This window comes from Anaeromyxobacter dehalogenans 2CP-C, from assembly GCF_000013385.1.
GTDB classification, from domain to species: domain Bacteria; phylum Myxococcota; class Myxococcia; order Myxococcales; family Anaeromyxobacteraceae; genus Anaeromyxobacter; species Anaeromyxobacter dehalogenans_B.
On the sequence record NC_007760.1, the window covers coordinates 3,339,470 to 3,357,094 of the forward strand.

Sequence of the window (17,625 nt, forward strand, 5' to 3'; positions counted from 1 at the left end):
CCTACGCCACCGGCGCGCGGGTGCGCTCGCGGCCCGCCGCGGCGACGGCCTCGAGCAGCGCCTCCAGGTCGGCCGGCTTGACGAAGTGGTGCCGGAACCCGGCGGCGGCGCTGCGCTCGCGGTCGTTCGGCTGGCCGTAGCCGCTGACGCCGATCACCACCGGGGCCGCGTCGCCCAGGCGCCGCCGGAGCTGGATCGCCAGCTCGTAGCCGTCGAGCACCGGGAGGCCGATGTCGAGGATGGCGACGTCGGGCCGGAGGCGGACCGCCAGCTCGAGCCCGCGCCCGCCGTCGCCGGCCACCCGCACCTCGTGCCCGGCGTGCGCGAGCACGTCGGCGAGCAGCTCGGCCGCGTCCTCGTTGTCGTCCACCACCAGGATGCGCAGCGGCGCGCCGCCCTGGGCGGCCTGGCGCGGCGGCGGGGCCGGGGCCGCGGGGGCGCGCGGCGCGGCGGGCAGCTCCACCACGAACGTGCTCCCCTTCCCCGGCCCGTCGCTGCGCGCCTCCACCCGGCCCCCGTGCAGCGCCACCAGGCTCCGCACCAGCGCGAGGCCGATGCCGAGCCCGCCCTGGGGGCGGTCCTGCCCCTGCGGCGCCTGCACGAACGGCTCGAAGATGCGCGAGAGGAGCTCGGGCGCGAGCCCGCGCCCGTCGTCCCGGACCGCCAGCTCCACGCGGCCGCCGCGCAGCGCGGCCCGGACCTCGATGCGGCCGCGCGGCGGCGTGTACCGGGCCGCGTTGGTGAGCAGGTTCGCGATCACCTGCGCGAGGCGGTGCGGATCGCCGACCACCGCGAGCCCCTCGGGCACGTCCACCGTGAGCCGGTGCGAGCGCTCCTCCACGAGCGGGGTCGCCATCTCCACCGCGCGCGCGACGAAGGACCGGACCTCGACGCGCTCCGGCTGCAGCTCCACCTTTCCCCGGGTGATCCGCGAGACGTCGAGCAGGTCGTCCACGAGGCGCACCAGGTGATCCACCTGCCGGCGGATGACCGCGTGCTCCCGCGTGCCGCCGTTCCCTCCCAGGGCCAGCAGCTCCAGCGCGGTCACGATGGGCGACAGCGGGTTGCGCAGCTCGTGGCCGAGCATCGCCAGGAACTCGTCCTTGGTCCGGCTGGCCGCCTCGGCCTCGGCGCGGGCGGCCTCGGCGACGGCCAGGTGCTGGTCGCGCTCCCGCTCGCGCGCGGCGAGCAGGTCGGCGGACCGCTCGAGCGCCTCGCCCAGGCGCGCCACCTCGGCGATGCCCGCCGCCTCCACCCGCGGGCGATCGCCGCGGGCGAGCGCCTCCGCCGAGGACGCCGCCGAGGCGATGGCGCGGTTGAAGCGGCCGGAGGCCAGGAACGCGCCGCCCGCGCTCAGGAGCACCACCGCGACCCCCAGCGCCGCGATCGTCAGCACCGACCGGCGGGTCGCCCCGTCGAGCATCTCGACCGGCGCCACCACCGCGGCGGTCCACCCGGCGTGGGACGAGTGGACGAACGCCACGTAGGAGCGCCCGCCGTCGAGGGGCATGTCCGGGTACACGCCCTCGGCCCGGTCCCGGGTGGCCGCGAGGAACCGGGGGGTCGCGCGCTGGCCCACGAAGCGCTCCGGCGCGCGGCTCCGCGCGACCACCGTGCCGGAGCGATCGACCAGCGTGCGGATCCAAGGGTTCTCGCCGTAGCCGGGCACCCGCACCAGGTCGCGCAGCGCGTCGGCCGGCACGAGCGCGCTCAGCACGTAGCGCACCCGCCCGCGGTGCAGCAGCGGGAGCCGCGCCGCCACGAGCAGCTCGCCGTCCGGGCTGGTGAAGACGTCGCCCAGGACCGGCTCGCCCGTGCGGACCGCCTCCTCCAGGCTGCGCGGGTCGCGGGGCGGCGCCGCGGGCGGGCTCGGCGCCCGCCGCGTGTCGAGGAGCCGGTGCCCGTCCGCCCGCGCCAGCAGCACCGCGTGCCAGGTGGGCTGCGTGCGCAGCACGCGCACCGCGTCCTCGCGGAAGCCGTCCAGGTCGCCGCGCTCGAGCCGCTCCGATCCGCCCAGCGCCTGCAGCGCCCGGAACGTGGCGATGGTCTCGCGGTCCACCCCCTCGGCGAGGGTGCGCGCGTCGGCCACCAGGCGCTGCCGGTTCGCCTCGCGCTCGCCCGCCGCCAGCCGGCTCAGCATCGCGGCCGCGAACAGCGCGACCGGCAGCAGCGCGCCCGCGGTGAGGCCGACGAGCCGCCACCGGAACGGGATCGCCCGGGCGGGGCGGCGCAGGAGCGCTCGGAGGCGGGGGAACCGCACCCGAGACGGATAGGACGCGGTGCGGCGCGCTCAACGCTCAGGCGGGTCTTCACCCACCGTCACTTCGACGCGCGCGGCCGCGCCCGCGACCCCCCCCGGGCGAGCGGACCGCGAGCGCCGCGCCGGGACGGGCGGCTCAGCCGACGATGGAGACGGACAGCTCGGAGCCGGTGCAGACGATCCGGGCGGAGCGCGTGGTGCCCTTCGTCGCGGTGATGGCGCCGAGGCGCAGGTCGCCCGCGGTCCAGTCGGAGCCGAGCGCCTTCAGGAGGTCGTCGCGCGCGCGGTCGCAGCCGGCCTCGGGCGGCGGGGCCGTCACGGTGACGGTGCGCACGCTGGGGCGGGCCACGGCGCCGGCGATCGACAGCTCCTGGAAGCGGTAGCCGGCGATCTCGAGCTGGGTGTGGGCGACGGCGGTGCGGCCGCCCAGGCCCTCCATCAGGCGAGCGTTGGGATCGAGCTTCTCGAGCTCGCCGCGGGCGTCGTCCCAGGGGGCGCCGGGCGAGACGGGCAGCCTGGCTTCGAGGGAGCCACCGGCGGAGCCGCGGGAGCAGGCGGCCAGGGCGGCGAGGACGGCGACGGCGACGAGGGCGGCGGGGGTGCGTGCGGGCGAGCTGGACATCGTGCGAATTTCTCCTTCGGGTGCGGGGGCGGAATCTACTCCCGCGCCGCCGTTCGCGAAACCCGAATTCGACGCCCGGAGGGTACCCGTGCGGCGCGCCGGCTGCCCCGTTATCGTTGGCACCCGAACTTCCCACCCGGAGGCGTCATGGAGATCGACCCGAAGGCCATCGTCGGCGCGCTCCTGCTGGCCGCCCTGGGCGTGCTCGCCACCGGCCCCGGGCTGTGGAGCGAGAAGTGGGGCTGGGGGTGGCTGCGCCGGAAGGACGAGCGCGGCGAGCGGGAGCGCTGAGCCCCGCGGCCGCGCATCGCCAGCCGCGCGCCTCAGGCGGCGCGCTTGCCGAGCCGGATCGTCAGCTCGCGGCCGGGCAGGTTCACCGACACCTGGATGTAGCTGAACATCGCCAGCACGAACGCGAACGTCAGCAGCAGGCCCGCGACGTGGTACGCGCCGGCGTAGGAGCCGGTCGAGTCGGCGATCCGGCCGGCCAGCGTCGGCCCGATCACGCCGCCCACGCCCCAGGCCGTGAACAGCAGCCCGTAGTTCACGCCCATGTTCTTCGTGCCCCAGCAGTCCGCCGCGGTGGCCGGGAACAGCGCCAGGCAGGCGCCGTAGCTGAAGCCCACCACCGCCGAGCCGACCACGAACCCGCCGATGGTGCTGAGGTCGGCGAAGAAGAACATGGCGAGCGCCTGCAGCACGCACACGAGCGCGATGGTGACCGCGCGGCCGATGTAGTCGGAGATCACCCCGGCCACCACGCGGCCGCCGGCGTTGAAGCTGGCGAGCAGCGCCACGAACACCGAGCCCGCCTGGATGGCGTTCCCGGACTGCACGGCCACGATCTTGGCCATGTGGCCGATGATCATGAGGCCGGCGGTGGCGGCGCAGGCGTACTGCGCGTACAGGGTCCAGAACATCGGCGTGCGGACGGCGTCGCGCCAGCCCACGTCGGCGTGCGCCGGCGCCGCCGGCCCGGCCGCGGCGCTCCTCGGCTTCACGTAGCCCGGGGGCGGGTTGCGGATGAGCTGCGAGAACGCGGTCGCCGTGATCAGGAACGCGACGCCGAGGATCCGGAACGCGTTGCTCACGCCGTACGTGGCGAGCAGGTGCTTCGAGAGCGGCGCGATGTACACCGGCGCGATGCCGAACCCCGCCACCACCAGGCCGGTGATGAGCCCCTTCTTCTCGGGCGGGAACCACTTCACCGCGGCCGGGGTGGCGGCCGCGTAGCCGAGCCCGAACCCGGTGCCGGCGAGCAGGCCGAAGCCGACCAGCGCCGGGGCGAGCGCGCCCGGCGACGCGAAGCTCGCGACGATGAGGCCGATGCCGGTGAGGACGCCGCCCGCGCTCGCCACCATCCGCGGCCCGAGGCGGTCCTGCAGCCGGCCGGCCGGCACCATCATGAGCGCGAAGCAGGCGATCGCGAGGGTGTACGGGAGCGTGGCCTGGGTCTTGGTCCAGCCGTAGCCGCCGCGCGCGACCGGCTCGACCAGCTGCTTCGAGAACACGCTCCAGGCGTACAGGATGCCCAGCGCGAGGTTCAGCCCCATGCCAGCCAGCGTGACCACCCAGCCGCGTCGGTGCATGGTCCGGCCTCCGGCGGGCCATGGCCGCGCCGGCGTGGTGGACGGCGCGGCCGGGGCGGCCCGCTGACCCCGATTGACCGCGAGATTGATCCGCGATTGACCGCGATATGAGCATCATCTCGATCGGGATGTCACGCGCGCGGCCGCGCGCGGGCGCGTCCTGCGACCGCATGCCGCGGCGCGGGCTGACGCGGATCCAGCGCGCTCCCCCGAACGCCCGACGATCAGCGGACGGACTGCCGCACCAGGCCGTCGAGGTCCTTCGGGGCGATGCCGGCCTCGTGCAGCACGCCGCCCCAGGTCGCCTTCCCGGCCTTCACCTGCACCAGCCGCGTCAGCTCGGGCCGGCCGGTCCGCGCGGAGAGCAGCGTGAGCACGATCAGCTCCTCGCTCCCGGCGCCCGCGGCCCGCGCCTCGCGGAGGCGCGCCGGGTCCGCGCGCAGGCGCTTCACCAGCGTCGCGTCCACGATCACCCCGGCCAGCTCCGCGTCGGAGGCGCCGCGCGCGAGCGCCGCCTCCAGGTCCTTGCCCAGCGGCGCCTTGCCGGCGAGCGCGGCCTTCCACCCGCCGGACCGGTCGCGGAGCGCCAGCAGGTCGGCGGCGTCCGCGCCGGTGCGGGCGGCGGCGCCGTGCGCGATCCACAGATCCTCGGCCGGGCGCCCGCCCATCACCGCGGCGACCAGCTCGCGCTTGGGCGGCCCGTACGCGGCCGAGAGCAGCGAGCTGCGCGCGGTGGCGAGGATGTACGGGTCGGCGGCGGCGGGGCGGTCCGGCTCGAAGGTCCGGTCGCGGAAGCAGTGGCAGCCGCCGGTGGGCTCGGCGCGAGCGGCGGCGGGGCCGAGCATCGCGAGCAGCGCGGGGAGCAGGACGGCGGCGGGGGCGGCGGGGCGGAGCATGCGGCGCAGGGTAGCCGGGGGCCGGGCCGGGGCACAACCGGCCACCCACCGCCCGGGCGCCCGGCGGCTTCCGGGGCACGCCCCGGCAGGCGCGCTCGCGCCGGGGCGCGGCCGCGGTAATGAGGCGCGCACGCACGAGCGCGCGCCCGCGCCCGGAACCGGAGGCCACCCGTGAAGATCCTCGTCGCCGATGCCTTCCCCGCCGACCGCCTGCAGGACCTCGCCGCGCTCGGGCTCGAGGTCGAGCTGCGCGCCGACGTGCCGGCGAAGGACCTGCCCGCCGCCGCCGCCGGCGCGTCCATCCTGGTGGTGCGGTCGAAGCAGGTGAGCGCCGAGGTGTTCGAGCGCGCGCCGGGGCTGTCGCTCGTGGTCCGCGCCGGCGCGGGGGTGAACACGATCGACGTGGCGGCCGCCTCGCGGCGCGGCGTGTACGTCACGAACTGCCCCGGCCAGAACTCCATCGCCGTCGCCGAGCTCGCGATCGGCCTGCTCGTCGCGCTCGACCGGCGCATCCCGGACAACGTGGCCGCGCTGCGCGCCGGCCGCTGGGACAAGAAGCGCTTCTCCGAGGCGGAGGGGCTCTTCGGCCGCACGCTCGGCGTCGCGGGCGTCGGCGCCATCGGGCGCGAGGTGGCCGTCCGGGCCCGCGCCCTCGGGATGCGGGTGGTGGCCTGGTCGCGCTCGCTCGACGACGCGCGGGCGCGGGCGCTCGGGGTGGAGCGCGCGCCGGACCTCGTGGCGCTGGCGCGGGCCAGCGACGCGCTCTCGCTCCACCTGCCGCTCGCGCGCGAGACCCGGGGCGTGATCTCGCGCGAGGTGCTGGAGGCGCTCCGCCCCGGCGCGCTGCTCGTGAACACCGCGCGGGCGGAGCTGGTGGATCAGGACGCGCTGCTCGAGCTGGCGGCGGCCGGCCGCCTGCGGGTGGGCACCGACGTCTTCGCCGGCGAGCCGGAGAAGGGGCAGGCCGAGCTCGACAGCCCGCTCGCGAAGCTGCCCGGCGTCTACGGCACGCACCACATCGGCGCGTCCACCGCCCAGGCGCAGGACGCCATCGCGCGCGAGACGGTGCGGATCGTGGAGGCGTTCGTGCGCAGCGGCCAGGTGCCGAACTGCGTGAACGTGGCGCGCAAGACGTCGGCGCGCGCCCGGCTGGTGGTGCGGCACGTGGACCGGGTCGGGGTGATCGCGAACGTGATGGCGCTCATCCGCGAGGCGGGCATCAACGCCCAGGAGATCCGGAACACCGTGTTCGACGAGGCGGTCGCGGCGAGCTGCGCCATCGACCTCGACGAGCGGCCGCCCGAGGACGTGGTGAACCGGATCCGCGCCCGCGCCGACGAGATCCTGTTCGTCGGCTGCTTCGACCTGTGACGGCGCCGGCCGCCCGGGGCGGCGGCCCCCTCCACGGCGGGAGCCCCGCGGCGGCGGGTTGACGCGCGCGCGCACGTCCGGGACGCTGGGGGGGTCCCTGCGCGCCGGGGTGCGGTCCGGGCCGCGCCGGACGGGGAGGCCACATGCGCTTCATCGGCTGGAACCTGTTCTTCGCCGCCTGGCTGCTCGTCACCGCCTTCGCGCTCTCCCACAGCGGCCCGTCGATCTTCCTGACCTGCGTCGCGGCGCTCGCCATCGCGGTGCTCGCCTTCGCCTCGCGCGGCCTGCCCAGGCTGCGGCTCGCCATGGCGGTGGTGGCCCTGGTGCTCGGGGGCGCCGCGCTGCTCATGCCCGACCTGTCCGGCCTGGCCCGCCTCAACAACGGGCTGGTGGCGGCGCTGGTGTTCGCGCTGTCCGTGATCCCGGGCCGCGCCGACCTGGCCGGCTCGCGCGCCGGCTGAGCGGGAGGGCGATCGGGGAAGCGCCGGGCCGCGCATTGGCGCGCGGCGCCGGCAGGTCCCGGTCGACACCCCGCCGCCCAGATGCGAGAGTCGGGGCGCCGGCCCCGACCATGCCCTCCTCGCCCGCCAGCACCGGCCTGCCCGCCCTCGACGCCGTGGTCCAGGGGCTCCGCCCCGGCGACAACGTGGTCTGGCAGGTCGAGTCGGTGGAGGACTACGCGCCCCTGGTCGCGCCGTTCGTGGCCCGCGCGCTCGCCGAGGGCCGCAGGCTCGTCTACTTCCGGTTCGCCCGCCACGCCCAGCTCGTGCCGGACGCGGCCGGCGCGCAGGTCCACCGGCTCAGCCCCGCGCTCGGGTTCGAGAGCTTCACCGCCAGCATCCACCGCGTGATCGAGGCCCAGGGCAAGGGCGCGTACTACGTCTTCGACTGCCTCTCCGGGCTGGCCGCCGACTGGTACAGCGACCTCATGCTCGGCAACTTCTTCATGGTCACCTGCCCGTACCTGTACGAGCTCGAGACCGTGACGTACTTCGCGCTGCTGCGCGACGGGCACTCGCACGAGGCGGTGGACGCGATCCGCAGCACCACGCAGCTCCTGGTGGACGTGTTCCGCCACCAGGCGGCGCTGCACGTCCACCCGCTCAAGGTGCAGGGGCGCCACTCGCCCACCATGTACCTGCCGCACCGGTGGGAGGGCGACGCGCTCCGGCCGCTCACCGAGAGCGCGGTGGTCGCGGAGGCGCTCGCCGACGCGACCGAGCGGCGGCACGACCCGTTCTCGCGCATCGACGTGTGGGAGCGGCGCTTCCTGCAGGCGCGCGCGGTGGCGGACGACGTGGTGGCCGGCCGGCGGAGCTGGGAGGACGGCCAGGAGGCCTTCCGGACGCTGCTGCGGATGATGCTGACCCGCGACGAGCGCTTCACCGAGCTGGCGGCGCGCTACCTCGACCTCGACGACCTGTTCGCGATCCGGCGGCGCATGGTCGGCACCGGGCTGGTGGGCGGGAAGGCCGCGGGCATGCTGGTGGCGCGGGCGGTGCTGGAGCGCACCGAGCCCGGCTGGAAGCGGCGCCTCGAGCCGCACGACTCCTGGTTCGTGGGCTCGGACGTCTTCTACACGTACCTGGTGCGGAACGGGCTGTGGCGGGCGCGGCGCGGGCAGCGCTCCCGCGGCGCGTTCCTGGAGGGCGCCGCCGAGGCGCAGGAGCGGATCCTGGCGGGCACCTTCCCGGACTTCGCGGTCCGGCAGTTCGTGCTCATGCTCGAGTCGTACGGCCAGTCGCCCATCATCGTCCGCTCCAGCAGCCTGCTGGAGGACGGCTTCGGGAACGCGTTCACCGGCAAGTACGAGAGCGTGTTCTGCCCGAACCAGGGCTCGCCGGAGGAGCGGCTCGAGGCGCTGCTCGCCGCGGTGAAGGCGGTGTACGCGAGCGCCATGAGCGAGGAGGCGCTGCACTACCGCGAGCGCCGGGGCCTGCTCGACCGCGACGAGCAGATGGCCATCCTGGTGCAGCGCGTCTCGGGCGGCGTGCACGGTAAGTACTTCTACCCGCAGTGCGCAGGGGTGGCGCTCTCCTACAACCCGTACGTCTGGAGCCACCTCATCGACCCGCAGGCCGGCGTGCTGCGGCTGGTGTTCGGCATGGGGACGCGGGCGGTGGACCGCTCCGACGACGACTACACCCGCGTCGTCGCGCTCAACGCGCCCAAGCTCCGCCCCGAGACCAGCCTCGACGAGGTCACCGAGTACGCGCAGCGCCGCGTGGACGTCATCGACCTCGAGGCGAACCGCTTCGCCGCCGAGCGCATCGACGCGGTGGTGCGGGGCAGCCCGGACCTGCCGGTGGACCTGTTCGCGGTGCAGCGGCGCGAGGGCGGCGGCTGGGTGCTCACGTTCGAGAAGCTGCTGTGGGCGACCTCCTTCGTGGCCGAGATGCGGGCCATGCTCGCGATCCTCCGCGACGCCTACCGCTACCCGGTGGACGTCGAGTTCACCGCGAACCAGCTGGCCGGCGGGGAGCTGCGGGTGAACCTGGTGCAGTGCCGGCCGCTGCAGGTGAAGGAGGGCGGGATGCTGCCGCCCGCGCCGCAGGTGAGGGCCGACTCGGTGCTGCTCGCGAGCCGCGGGCCGGTGGTGGGCCAGGGCACGCACGCGCCGGTCGATCGGCTCGTGTTCGTGGACCCGGACGCCTACTCGACGCTCTCCACCCAGGACCGCTACGAGGTGGCGCGGGTGGTCGGCCGCGCCGCGCGGCTCCCCACGCCGGCGGAGGGCGGGCGGATCCTCCTGCTCGGTCCCGGGCGCTGGGGCACCACCACCCCGGCGCTGGGCGTGCCGGTCAGCTTCGCCGAGATCCACCGGGTCGCGGCCCTGGGCGAGATCATCGGGATGGGCAACGTGATCCCCGACGTGTCGCTCGGCTCGCACTTCTTCAACGAGCTGGTCGAGGCGGACATGCTCTACCTCGCGCTCTACCCGGGCTACCCCGGCCACGCGCTCGAGGCCGAGCGGCTGCGCGCGCTGCCGAACCGCCTGCCCGAGCTGCTCCCGGACGACGCGCGGCTGGCCGGGGTGGTGCGGGTGCTCGACTTCCCGGCGGCGCCCGGCGGGCCGCGGCTCCAGCTGTACGCGAGCTGCGTCACGCAGGAGGTGCTGGGCTACCTCGCCGACGAGCCCGCCGGCGCGCCCGGCCCTCCCCCGCCGCCGCGCCCGGCGTAGCGGCGAACGGAACGCGCCGGACGGGAGCCCCGGAGGGCCCCGCGTCCGGCGCGCGGGCGATCACGACCGACCGCCGCGGTCCGCTACCGCATCGACACCTTCTTCGGCGCCTTCGCGCCCACCACGTCGAGCGCGCCCTGCGCCAGCACCTGCGCCTCCTTCACCTTCTCGATGGTGTACCTCGGCGCGTGCACGCCCGACGACCCGTCGGCCGCGACGGTGTCGAGGATGGCCTGCGCCTGGTTCGCCATGAGCGTGGCCTGGCCGAGCCTGGCCGGCGGCAGCTTCGCCTTGGCGATGGCGGGGCGCGCCGCGTCGAGCAGCCGCTTCGCCTCCGCCACGCCCTGCTTCACCGGGTTCTGCCACCCCATCAGCCGGTCGTAGATCTGCTGCTGGTTGGTGAAGTGCAGGTCCTTCGAGAGCTCCGACCGCGTCGGGCTGTGGCAGCCGCCGGCGCTCTCCAGGTCGTCGTCGCCCCAGCTCGTCCGGCCGCAGGCCCACATCAGGTCCACGAACGGCTTGCCGTCCTTCTTCGCGAGGCGCCACGCGCCTTCCTTCCAGTTGCGGTCCTTCCCCGGCGGCGGGTCGAGCGTCTTCGCCTTCGGGTCCACCAGGATCTTGAAGATGTGCGAGGTGCGCTGCGTGTCGAAGCCGGCCAGGTCGGTGTACTGGATGGCCCCGAAGTTCTCGCAGCTCATCATGCTCGGCATGTGGCAGCTCGAGCACTTGTTCGCGCCGTGGACGTCGTTGTGGACGAACATGGAGGCCTGCGCCTGGTGGCAGTCCTGGCACTGCTTCTTCAGGCCCGGCACGGTGACGCGCTCGCGCCAGTCGTTCGCGGTCACCTCGTGCGGATCGTGGCACGTGGAGCAGGTCATGCCCGACTCCCAGTGCGCGGTGTAGTAGGCCTGCGAGCCCTCGGTGCCGCAGGACGGGCAGCGGCTCTTGAAGTAGGCGTTGAACGCCTGGCGCGGATCCCTGGCCGCCTCGTCGGCGTTCCAGACGAAGCGCTGGTGGCAGCGCTCGCAGTTGGAGGACGCCGAGGCGCGCGCGCCCATGAGGTGCGCGCCCGCGCCGTGGCACTCCTCGCAGCTGATGCCCTTGTTGATGGTGTGCTTGCGCAGCTCCTCCGGCTTGCCCAGCGCCTGGATCAGCTCCTCCTGGCTCTTGAAGTCGAACTTGAACGAGTGGCACACCTCGCAGTACGCGGTGGCCGGCTGGAACATCATCGACTTGCGGTTCTTCGAGCCGTAGGACGTGAGGCCCCAGGTCTTGCTGCCGTTGTCTCCGAAGTCCTCGAGCTTGGTCGGGAAGCCCGGGACCCAGGACGCGATCTGCTTCGCCACCTCGGGCGTGAGCGACTCGGCCCAGGTGCGGGAGTGCTGGTTGCCGCCCGCCACCAGCGTGCCGGTGCCGTCGCGGAGCAGGCCGCCCTCGACGTGGTAGGTGCCGCGGACCAGCCACGCGTCCAGGAAGCCGTACTTCGTGCGCGGCGTGCCGATGATGGCGTAGACCGCGTCGGGCGTGATGCCCGGCGGCAGGATGGGCGCCTCGCCGAACTGCGGCTTGGTCAGGTCCTTCGTCTCCACCATCTCGTCGGGGAACCGGACCACCAGGTTGTGGCGGGAGCGCTTCCACTTCTCGTACTGCGCGGGGTGGCACTCGCCGCACTTCTTCGACCCGACGAACTTGTTGGGCAGGTCGAGGATCGACTCCTGGCCCAGGCGGTAGGTGATCGAGGCGTGCTCGCCGGTCTTCTCGGCGTAGGCCTTGCCGCCGCCGAACTCGACGAACTCCTCCTCGCGGTCGCTGATCGTGTACTTGCCGACCAGCCGGCCGTCCTTCTCGTACTTGAAGATGGGGTGGACCTTCCTCAGGTGGTCGTAGAACGCCTTCTCCTGCTCGACGTAGCCCTGGAGCGTGCGCGGGGAGCCAGAGGCCGCCGGCGCCGCCGGCTTGGCCTCCTTCTCCGCCGCGGAGGCCGGGGTCGTCACCGCCGCCAGCGCGAGCGCCATCGCCGCGGCGCCCGCCCTCGCCATCCACGTGGATTGCATGCCCTGCTCCCTCTCGTTCGGTGGAATTCAAACGAATCCGAACCGAACGCGACCCTAAACTCGGGACACGCGCGAGGGGCGTGGGCAAATCGTCTCGACCCGCCGGTGGATGCGGCGCGCCGGCGCGCGACATCCTGCGTTCACACACCGTCATCCGACCCGGGATCATCGCGCCGCGAGGCGGCGGCGACCCGGCGGCGGCGACCCGGCGGCGCTACCCGGCCGCCTGCGCGTCCAGCCACACCTCGAGGCCCTGGGCGTTCAGGTCGAGGTCCACGCCGAACAGCTCCAGCGCGGCGGCGCGATCGAGCGGCGCGCCGTGCGCGGCCAGCCCGCCGAGCAGCTGCCCGGCGAGCGCGTCGCGCAGCGCCGCGTGGCGGCCGGGCCCGGCGGGCGCCGCGCGCGCCAGGCGCACGTGCTCGTCGAGCGCGCGCGCCAGCGCATCGGCGTGCCGGGCGACGTCGCCCTCCAGCATGCCGTAATGGGTGAGGTAGACGCGCTCCGGCGCCTCGGCCAGCATGCGCGCGAGCGTCGCCTTCAGCGCGGGCGGATCGAGCTGCACCGGCGTGGTGGTGGGGAACAGGAACGGGCCGCGCGCGGAGTCGGTCTCGCGGTAGGAGATGCCGAACGCGTCGCCGGTGAAGAAGCCGCGCGAGCGCGGGTCGTGGAGCACGAGGTGGTGCTTCGCGTGCCCGGGCGCGTCCAGCGCGCGCAGGGGGCGGTCGCCGAGGTCGAGCGTGAAGCCGTCCGGCGCCTCGATCACGCGCTCGGCCGGCGCCGGGACCACCTCGCCGTACAGCGCGCGGACGCGCTCGGCGCCGTACACCTCCGAGGCGCCAGCCATCAGCTTCGACGGGTCGATCATGTGGCGCGCGCCCCGCGGGTGGACGACCAGGCGCGCGCGGGGCAGCGCGCGCAGGAGCGCGCCGGCGCCGGCGGCGTGGTCGAGGTGCACGTGCGTCACCACGACGTGCGACACGTCCTCCGGCCGGAGGCCGGCCGAGGCCACGGCCTCGAGGACGCGCGGCACGGACCCGGCGGTCCCGGTCTCGACCACCGCGGCCGCGTCGCGGCCGCGCACCAGGTACGCGGCCGCCAGGCGCGGCCGGACGTAGCCGGTGTCGATGAGGTGGACGCCGGGGGCGATCTCGCGGGCGGGCTCGAGGGTCATGGGTGCGGGCTCCGGGGAGGATGGTCGTCCAGCGTAGCGCATCGCCGCGCCGCTGCGCGCCGGCGCGCACCCGGCGCCCACACCAGGCGCAGCCCTGCGATTTCACGAGGGGTCATGAGCCCCCTAATGGGCGTTGAGCCGGACCCGCAGGATCGCCACGATGCGAGGTGAAGCACGCAGCACCTTCCAAGGAGGTCGCATAGCAGCGGAGCAACTGCAGGACACATCGAATGCAGTCGAGGCCGGGTGAGCCGGCCGCACGCTCGCGATGACGAGCTACCAGCAAGGTGAATCGAAGGGGCCCGGACCAGTGGGCCCCTTCGGCTTTCCGGGCTTCCCTCGCCGTGCGCCACCGGGTCACGCTCGGCCGCCCGGCGCCTCCCTTGGCCGACCTCGCCGCCCGTCCAGCCCCGGAGCCCCTCCATGAAGACGCTCGGCCGCCTCGCCGCGGCGCTCGCCCTCCTCGCCGCCGCCGCGCAGCCCGCCGGCGCGGCGGCACCGACCCGTGCGGCGGCGCCCGCCGCGGACGAGGGCGCCCGCGCGCGGCTCGACCGCGCCGCGCTCGAGCTCGGGCTCCCGCTGCACTGGCGCGCCGACGCGAACCGGAACGGCGCCATCGACCCCGCGGAGCTCGCGCTCGTGTTCGGCCTGGACGACCTGCCGCGCGACCACTGGGTCCGCCGCGGCCGGTTCACCCCGGCGTTCCGGGCCGCCTGGGCGCGGGTCGAGGCCCGGGCCTCCGCGCCGGCGGCCGAGCCCGCCGGCCCCGACGCGGCGCGCCGGACGGCGCTGGCGCGCGAGCTGTCGCAGCGGCTGTTCGCGGTGGTGGAGTCGGATCTCGCGGACCTTCGCCCGGCGGAGCGCGAGATGCTCCGCCACCTCGTGGACGCGGCCCGCGTCATCGAGCGCCTGAGCGCGCGGCAGCTCGGCACCCTCGGCATGGCGGCGCGCATCCCGCCTGGCGACGGCGCCTCCCGGCTCGCGTTCCTGGTGAACAAGGGGCCGTGGTGCACCGCGCCCGCCACCGAGGGCGATCCGGCCTGCGGCGCGCTCTCGCCGGTGCCGCCGCGCCGCTCCGGCCTGTACCCCGCCGACCTGCAGGCGGACGCGGGCTTCTGCGCCGGGCTGGCGCGCGCGCCGGACGCGGCCGCGCTCACCAGCCCGTTCACCGCGGTGGTGCGCGACGCGCGCGGCGGGCTCGCGGCGGTGCCGTATCCGAAGGCCTGGCCCGAGGACATGGAGGCGGTCGCCCGCGCGCTGGAGCGGGCCGCCGCCGCGATCCGGGCGACCGACGAGCGGGCGCTCCACGCGTACCTGCTGGCGGCGGCGCGCGCGTTCCGCGACGGCGGCTGGGAGCGCGCCGACGAGGCCTGGGCCAGCATGAACGCCGAGAACTCCCGCTGGTTCCTGCGGGTGGCGCCCGACGAGACGTACTCGGATCCGTGCGCGCTGAAGGCCGGCTTCGAGCTCGCGCTGGCGCGCATCGACCCGGGCTCGCTGGCGTGGCAGCGGCGGCTCGAGCCGGTGAAGCAGGACATGGAGGTGGCGCTGGCGCGGCTCGCGGGCCCGCCCTACGCGGCGCGTCCGGTCGCGTTCCACCTGCCGGACTTCATCGCCATCGTGCTGAACGCCGGCGACGCGCGCTCGCCCCGCGGCGCCACCGTGGGCCAGTCGCTGCCGAACTGGGGGAAGGTGGCGAACGAGGGCCGCGGCCGGACCGTGGCGATGACGAACTTCTACACCGACCCGGAGAGCCTCGAGATCCGGCGCCGGCGCGCGGCCTCGGTCCTCTGCCCCGACACCATGGCGCGGCGCACTCCGGATCCGGACGCCGAGCGGATGGGCTTCGTCCTGCACGAGGCGGCGCACAACCTGGGCCCGTCGCACGAGTACGCGGTGGAGGGCCGGACCGCGCCGCAGATCTTCGGCGGGAACCTGGCCGCCATGCTGGAGGAGCTGAAGGCGCAGCAGAGCGCGCTGTACCTCGCCGGCTGGCTGGCGGGGCGCGGCGTCATCTCGCCCGCGCAGGCGGAGCGCGCGCTCCTCGAGAACGTGGTCTGGGCCTTCGGCCAGGTGAGCGGAGGCGTCCGCACGTCGGACGGGCGGCTGCGGCCGTACGCGGCGCTCGCCGCGATCCAGCTCGCCGCGCTCGCCGACGACGGCGCGCTGGTGTGGCGCCCGGCCGCGAAGGCCGCGAACGGCGAGGACGAGGGCTGCCTCGAGCTCGACCGGGCGCGGCTGGGCGCGTCGGTGGAGCGGCTCGAGGCGCTCGCGCTCGGCATCAAGGCGCGCGGCGACCGGGCCGCGGCGGAGGCGCTGGTGCAGGCGCACGTGGACGCCGCCGGCGGGAAGAACGCCGAGATCCGGCGCGCGATCACCGAGCGCTGGCGGCGCTTCCCGGACACGACGTTCCTGTACGCCACCCCGTGAGCCGCCCCGGCGCCCCAGGCGGGCTCCGGTCGGCTTAGGCACTTCTTAGGAACGGCCGAGCGATGTTTTAGGAACCCCGCCCCGCGCGCCCGGGCATCCTCCGCCCGTCTTCGAGACGGACGAGGGGAATCATGGCGGGGGGGAAGTGGCAGCACATCGGGAAGGTCGCGGCGGCGCTCGCGGGCGCCGCCGCGGCCGCCCTGTGGACGGCGCCGGGCGGCGCGCGCGCGGCGGGCGCCGCGCCCGAGCGGCTCTCCGGCACCGGCCTGTTCGCCGACGCCGCGCACGGGATCGTCGCGCCCGGCGTGCTCCGCTACACGCCGCAGTACCCGCTCTGGAGCGACGGCGCCGCCAAGGCGCGCTGGATCCGGCTCCCGGCCGGCAGGGCGATCGACGCGTCGGACCCGGACGCCTGGCGCTTCCCGCCCGGCACCCGGCTCTGGAAGGAGTTCTCGTTCGGCGGCCGCCGCGTCGAGACGCGCTACATGGCCCTCGGCCGCGACGGCGCCTGGACGTACGCGACCTACCGCTGGCTGCCGGACGGCAGCGACGCGGTGCGCGCGCCGGAGCGCGGGCTCCGCGGCGTGGCGGAGGTGGCGCCGGGCGTGGGCCACGACCTGCCCGCCGCCGCCGACTGCCGCGCCTGCCACGAGGGCGGTCCGACGCCGGTGCTGGGCTTCTCCGCGCTGCAGCTCTCCCCGGATCGCGACCCGCTGGCGCCGCACGCCGAGCCGCCCGGCCCGGGCGACGTGGACCTGCCCGCGCTGGCGCGCACCGGCCGGCTGCGCGGGCTCCCCCGGGACCTGCTCGCCACGCCGCCCCGGATCGCGGCGCCCTCCCCGCGCGCCCGCGCCGCGCTCGGCTACCTCCACGCGAACTGCGCGAGTTGCCACGACGCCCGCGGCGCGCTCGCCTCGCTCGGGCTCGACCTCGCCCAGCGCGTGCGCGGCGGCGACGCGCGCGCGCCGCTCGCCACCGCCGTCGGCCAGCCGAGCCGCGCGCGCCCGCCCGGGATGGGCGAGGCGCCGCTGCGCATCGCGCCCGGCGAGCCCGGGGCGAGCGTGCTCGTCCGGCGCATGGCCTCGCGCGACCCGCTCCTCCAGATGCCGCCGTTCGGCACGAAGGTCGCCGACGCCCAGGCCCTCGACCTCGTCGCCGCCTTCGTCCGGGATGACCTCGGACCGGCGACGACCCACCCGGCAGCACCCGTTCACCAGGAGAAGAACCGATGAAGCGCATCGCCACCGCAGCACTCGCCGCCGCCGCCCTCGCGCTGCTCGCGGCCGCCACCGCCCCGCAGGCCGCCGGCAAGGACGCCGCGATCGCGCGCGGCAAGTACCTCGTCACCATCGCCGGCTGCAACGACTGCCACACGCCCTTCAAGATGGGGCCGAACGGCGCCGAGCCCGACATGACCCGGATGCTGTCCGGCCACCCGGAGCAGCTCGTCATGCCGCCCGCCCCCGCGCTGCCCGAGGGGCCCTGGGGCGCCGTGTTCTCGCTGACCATGACCGCCGCGTCCGGCCCCTGGGGCACGACGTTCGCCGCGAACCTGACGCCGGACCGCGACACCGGGATCGGCGCCTGGACCGAGCAGGAGTTCAAGGAGACGCTCCGCACCGGGCGCCACCTCGGCCGCGGCCGCCAGATCCTCCCGCCCATGCCCTGGCCGAACGCCACCCACCTCACCGACGCCGACCTGTCCGCGATGTTCGCCTTCCTCCGGTCGATCCCGGCCATCAAGAACCGCGTGCCGGCGCCCATCCCGCCGGCCCAGGCGGCCGCCCGGTAGCCGCGCCGGCGTCCCCTGCACACGGGCCCCGGTCGTCCCCCGCGCTCCGGCGCGGGCGGCGGCCGGGGCCTGCGCACGTCCGCACGCCTGCGGGGACGACCACCCGGCGGGATGCCCGATCCGCCGGGGTCGCGCACGCTTCTTCCCCTGCGGAGGGCCGGGATCGGCGATCCTTCCCGCGGCGGAGGCCCGGGGCGGGCCGCGCGCCGTCGCGGCCCCGCCCCTTGCCGCGCCCGGCCCTCCGGGCCGCGGCGCGAGG

At 75.8% G+C, this 17,625-nt stretch carries 13 protein-coding genes; 7 read left to right on the top strand and 6 right to left on the bottom strand.

The window, feature by feature from the left end:
* Position 1 precedes the first annotated feature (1 nt).
* Together ADEH_RS15295 and ADEH_RS15300 are read right to left on the bottom strand one after the other, a co-directional pair.
* The gene (locus tag ADEH_RS15295; protein ID WP_011422008.1) at positions 2-2,260 is read right to left on the bottom strand and encodes a hybrid sensor histidine kinase/response regulator; all 2,259 of its coding nucleotides are present in this window, start codon (positions 2,258-2,260) and stop codon (positions 2-4) included.
* Between the two features lie 136 nt (positions 2,261-2,396).
* Positions 2,397-2,882, bottom strand: coding sequence for a hypothetical protein (locus ADEH_RS15300; protein ID WP_011422009.1), 486 nt, complete (start codon positions 2,880-2,882; stop codon positions 2,397-2,399).
* A gap of 147 nt (positions 2,883-3,029) precedes the next feature.
* Here ADEH_RS15300 and ADEH_RS23295 point away from each other — a divergent pair, with 147 nt between their 5' ends.
* Positions 3,030-3,173 carry a hypothetical protein gene (locus ADEH_RS23295; RefSeq protein WP_012527042.1) on the top strand — a complete coding sequence of 48 codons (144 nt, stop codon included), beginning with the start codon at positions 3,030-3,032 and terminating at the stop codon, positions 3,171-3,173.
* A 32-nt stretch (positions 3,174-3,205) separates the two neighbouring features.
* On the opposite strand, the gene ADEH_RS15305 is transcribed toward ADEH_RS23295, so the two are convergent.
* Entirely contained in the window at positions 3,206-4,471 is a 1,266-nt protein-coding gene (locus ADEH_RS15305; RefSeq protein ID WP_011422010.1) for an L-lactate MFS transporter, read from the bottom strand.
* Between the two features lie 224 nt (positions 4,472-4,695).
* Positions 4,696-5,367, bottom strand: coding sequence for a hypothetical protein (locus ADEH_RS15310; protein ID WP_011422011.1), 672 nt, complete (start codon positions 5,365-5,367; stop codon positions 4,696-4,698).
* Between the two features lie 171 nt (positions 5,368-5,538).
* Here ADEH_RS15310 and ADEH_RS15315 point away from each other — a divergent pair, with 171 nt between their 5' ends.
* The 3 genes from ADEH_RS15315 to ADEH_RS15325 all read left to right on the top strand — a co-directional run bounded on the left by ADEH_RS15315 (position 5,539) and on the right by ADEH_RS15325 (position 9,919).
* Complete coding sequence (locus ADEH_RS15315) at positions 5,539-6,738, top strand: 3-phosphoglycerate dehydrogenase family protein (RefSeq protein ID WP_011422012.1); 1,200 nt, start codon at positions 5,539-5,541, stop codon at positions 6,736-6,738.
* 143 nt (positions 6,739-6,881) lie between these two features.
* Positions 6,882-7,199 carry a hypothetical protein gene (locus ADEH_RS15320; protein WP_011422013.1) on the top strand — a complete coding sequence of 106 codons (318 nt, stop codon included), beginning with the start codon at positions 6,882-6,884 and terminating at the stop codon, positions 7,197-7,199.
* Between the two features lie 110 nt (positions 7,200-7,309).
* Positions 7,310-9,919, top strand: a complete 2,610-nt coding sequence (locus tag ADEH_RS15325; protein ID WP_011422014.1) for a PEP/pyruvate-binding domain-containing protein — start codon at positions 7,310-7,312, stop codon at positions 9,917-9,919.
* Positions 9,920-10,002: 83 nt separating this feature from the next.
* Here ADEH_RS15325 and ADEH_RS15330 read toward each other — a convergent pair whose 3' ends face one another.
* Positions 10,003-11,973: a cytochrome c3 family protein gene (locus ADEH_RS15330; protein ID WP_011422015.1), complete on the bottom strand. Its 1,971-nt coding sequence runs from the start codon at positions 11,971-11,973 to the stop codon at positions 10,003-10,005.
* Between the two features lie 214 nt (positions 11,974-12,187).
* Positions 12,188-13,144: an MBL fold metallo-hydrolase gene (locus tag ADEH_RS15335; RefSeq protein WP_011422016.1), complete on the bottom strand. Its 957-nt coding sequence runs from the start codon at positions 13,142-13,144 to the stop codon at positions 12,188-12,190.
* Positions 13,145-13,567: 423 nt separating this feature from the next.
* Between ADEH_RS15335 and ADEH_RS15340 the strand changes: the two genes are divergently transcribed.
* The 3 genes from ADEH_RS15340 (at position 13,568) to ADEH_RS15350 (ending at position 17,366) form a co-directional block, all read left to right on the top strand.
* Positions 13,568-15,574 (top strand): hypothetical protein, encoded by a 2,007-nt coding sequence (locus ADEH_RS15340; protein WP_011422017.1) that lies wholly within the window; start codon positions 13,568-13,570, stop codon positions 15,572-15,574.
* A 131-nt stretch (positions 15,575-15,705) separates the two neighbouring features.
* On the top strand, positions 15,706-16,806 hold the full coding sequence (locus ADEH_RS15345; protein WP_011422018.1) for a hypothetical protein: 1,101 nt from the start codon (positions 15,706-15,708) through the stop codon (positions 16,804-16,806).
* Positions 16,803-17,366, top strand: a complete 564-nt coding sequence (locus tag ADEH_RS15350) for a c-type cytochrome (RefSeq protein WP_011422019.1) — start codon at positions 16,803-16,805, stop codon at positions 17,364-17,366. The genes ADEH_RS15345 and ADEH_RS15350 overlap by 4 nt, the downstream gene beginning before the upstream one ends.
* Positions 17,367-17,625 lie beyond the last annotated feature (259 nt).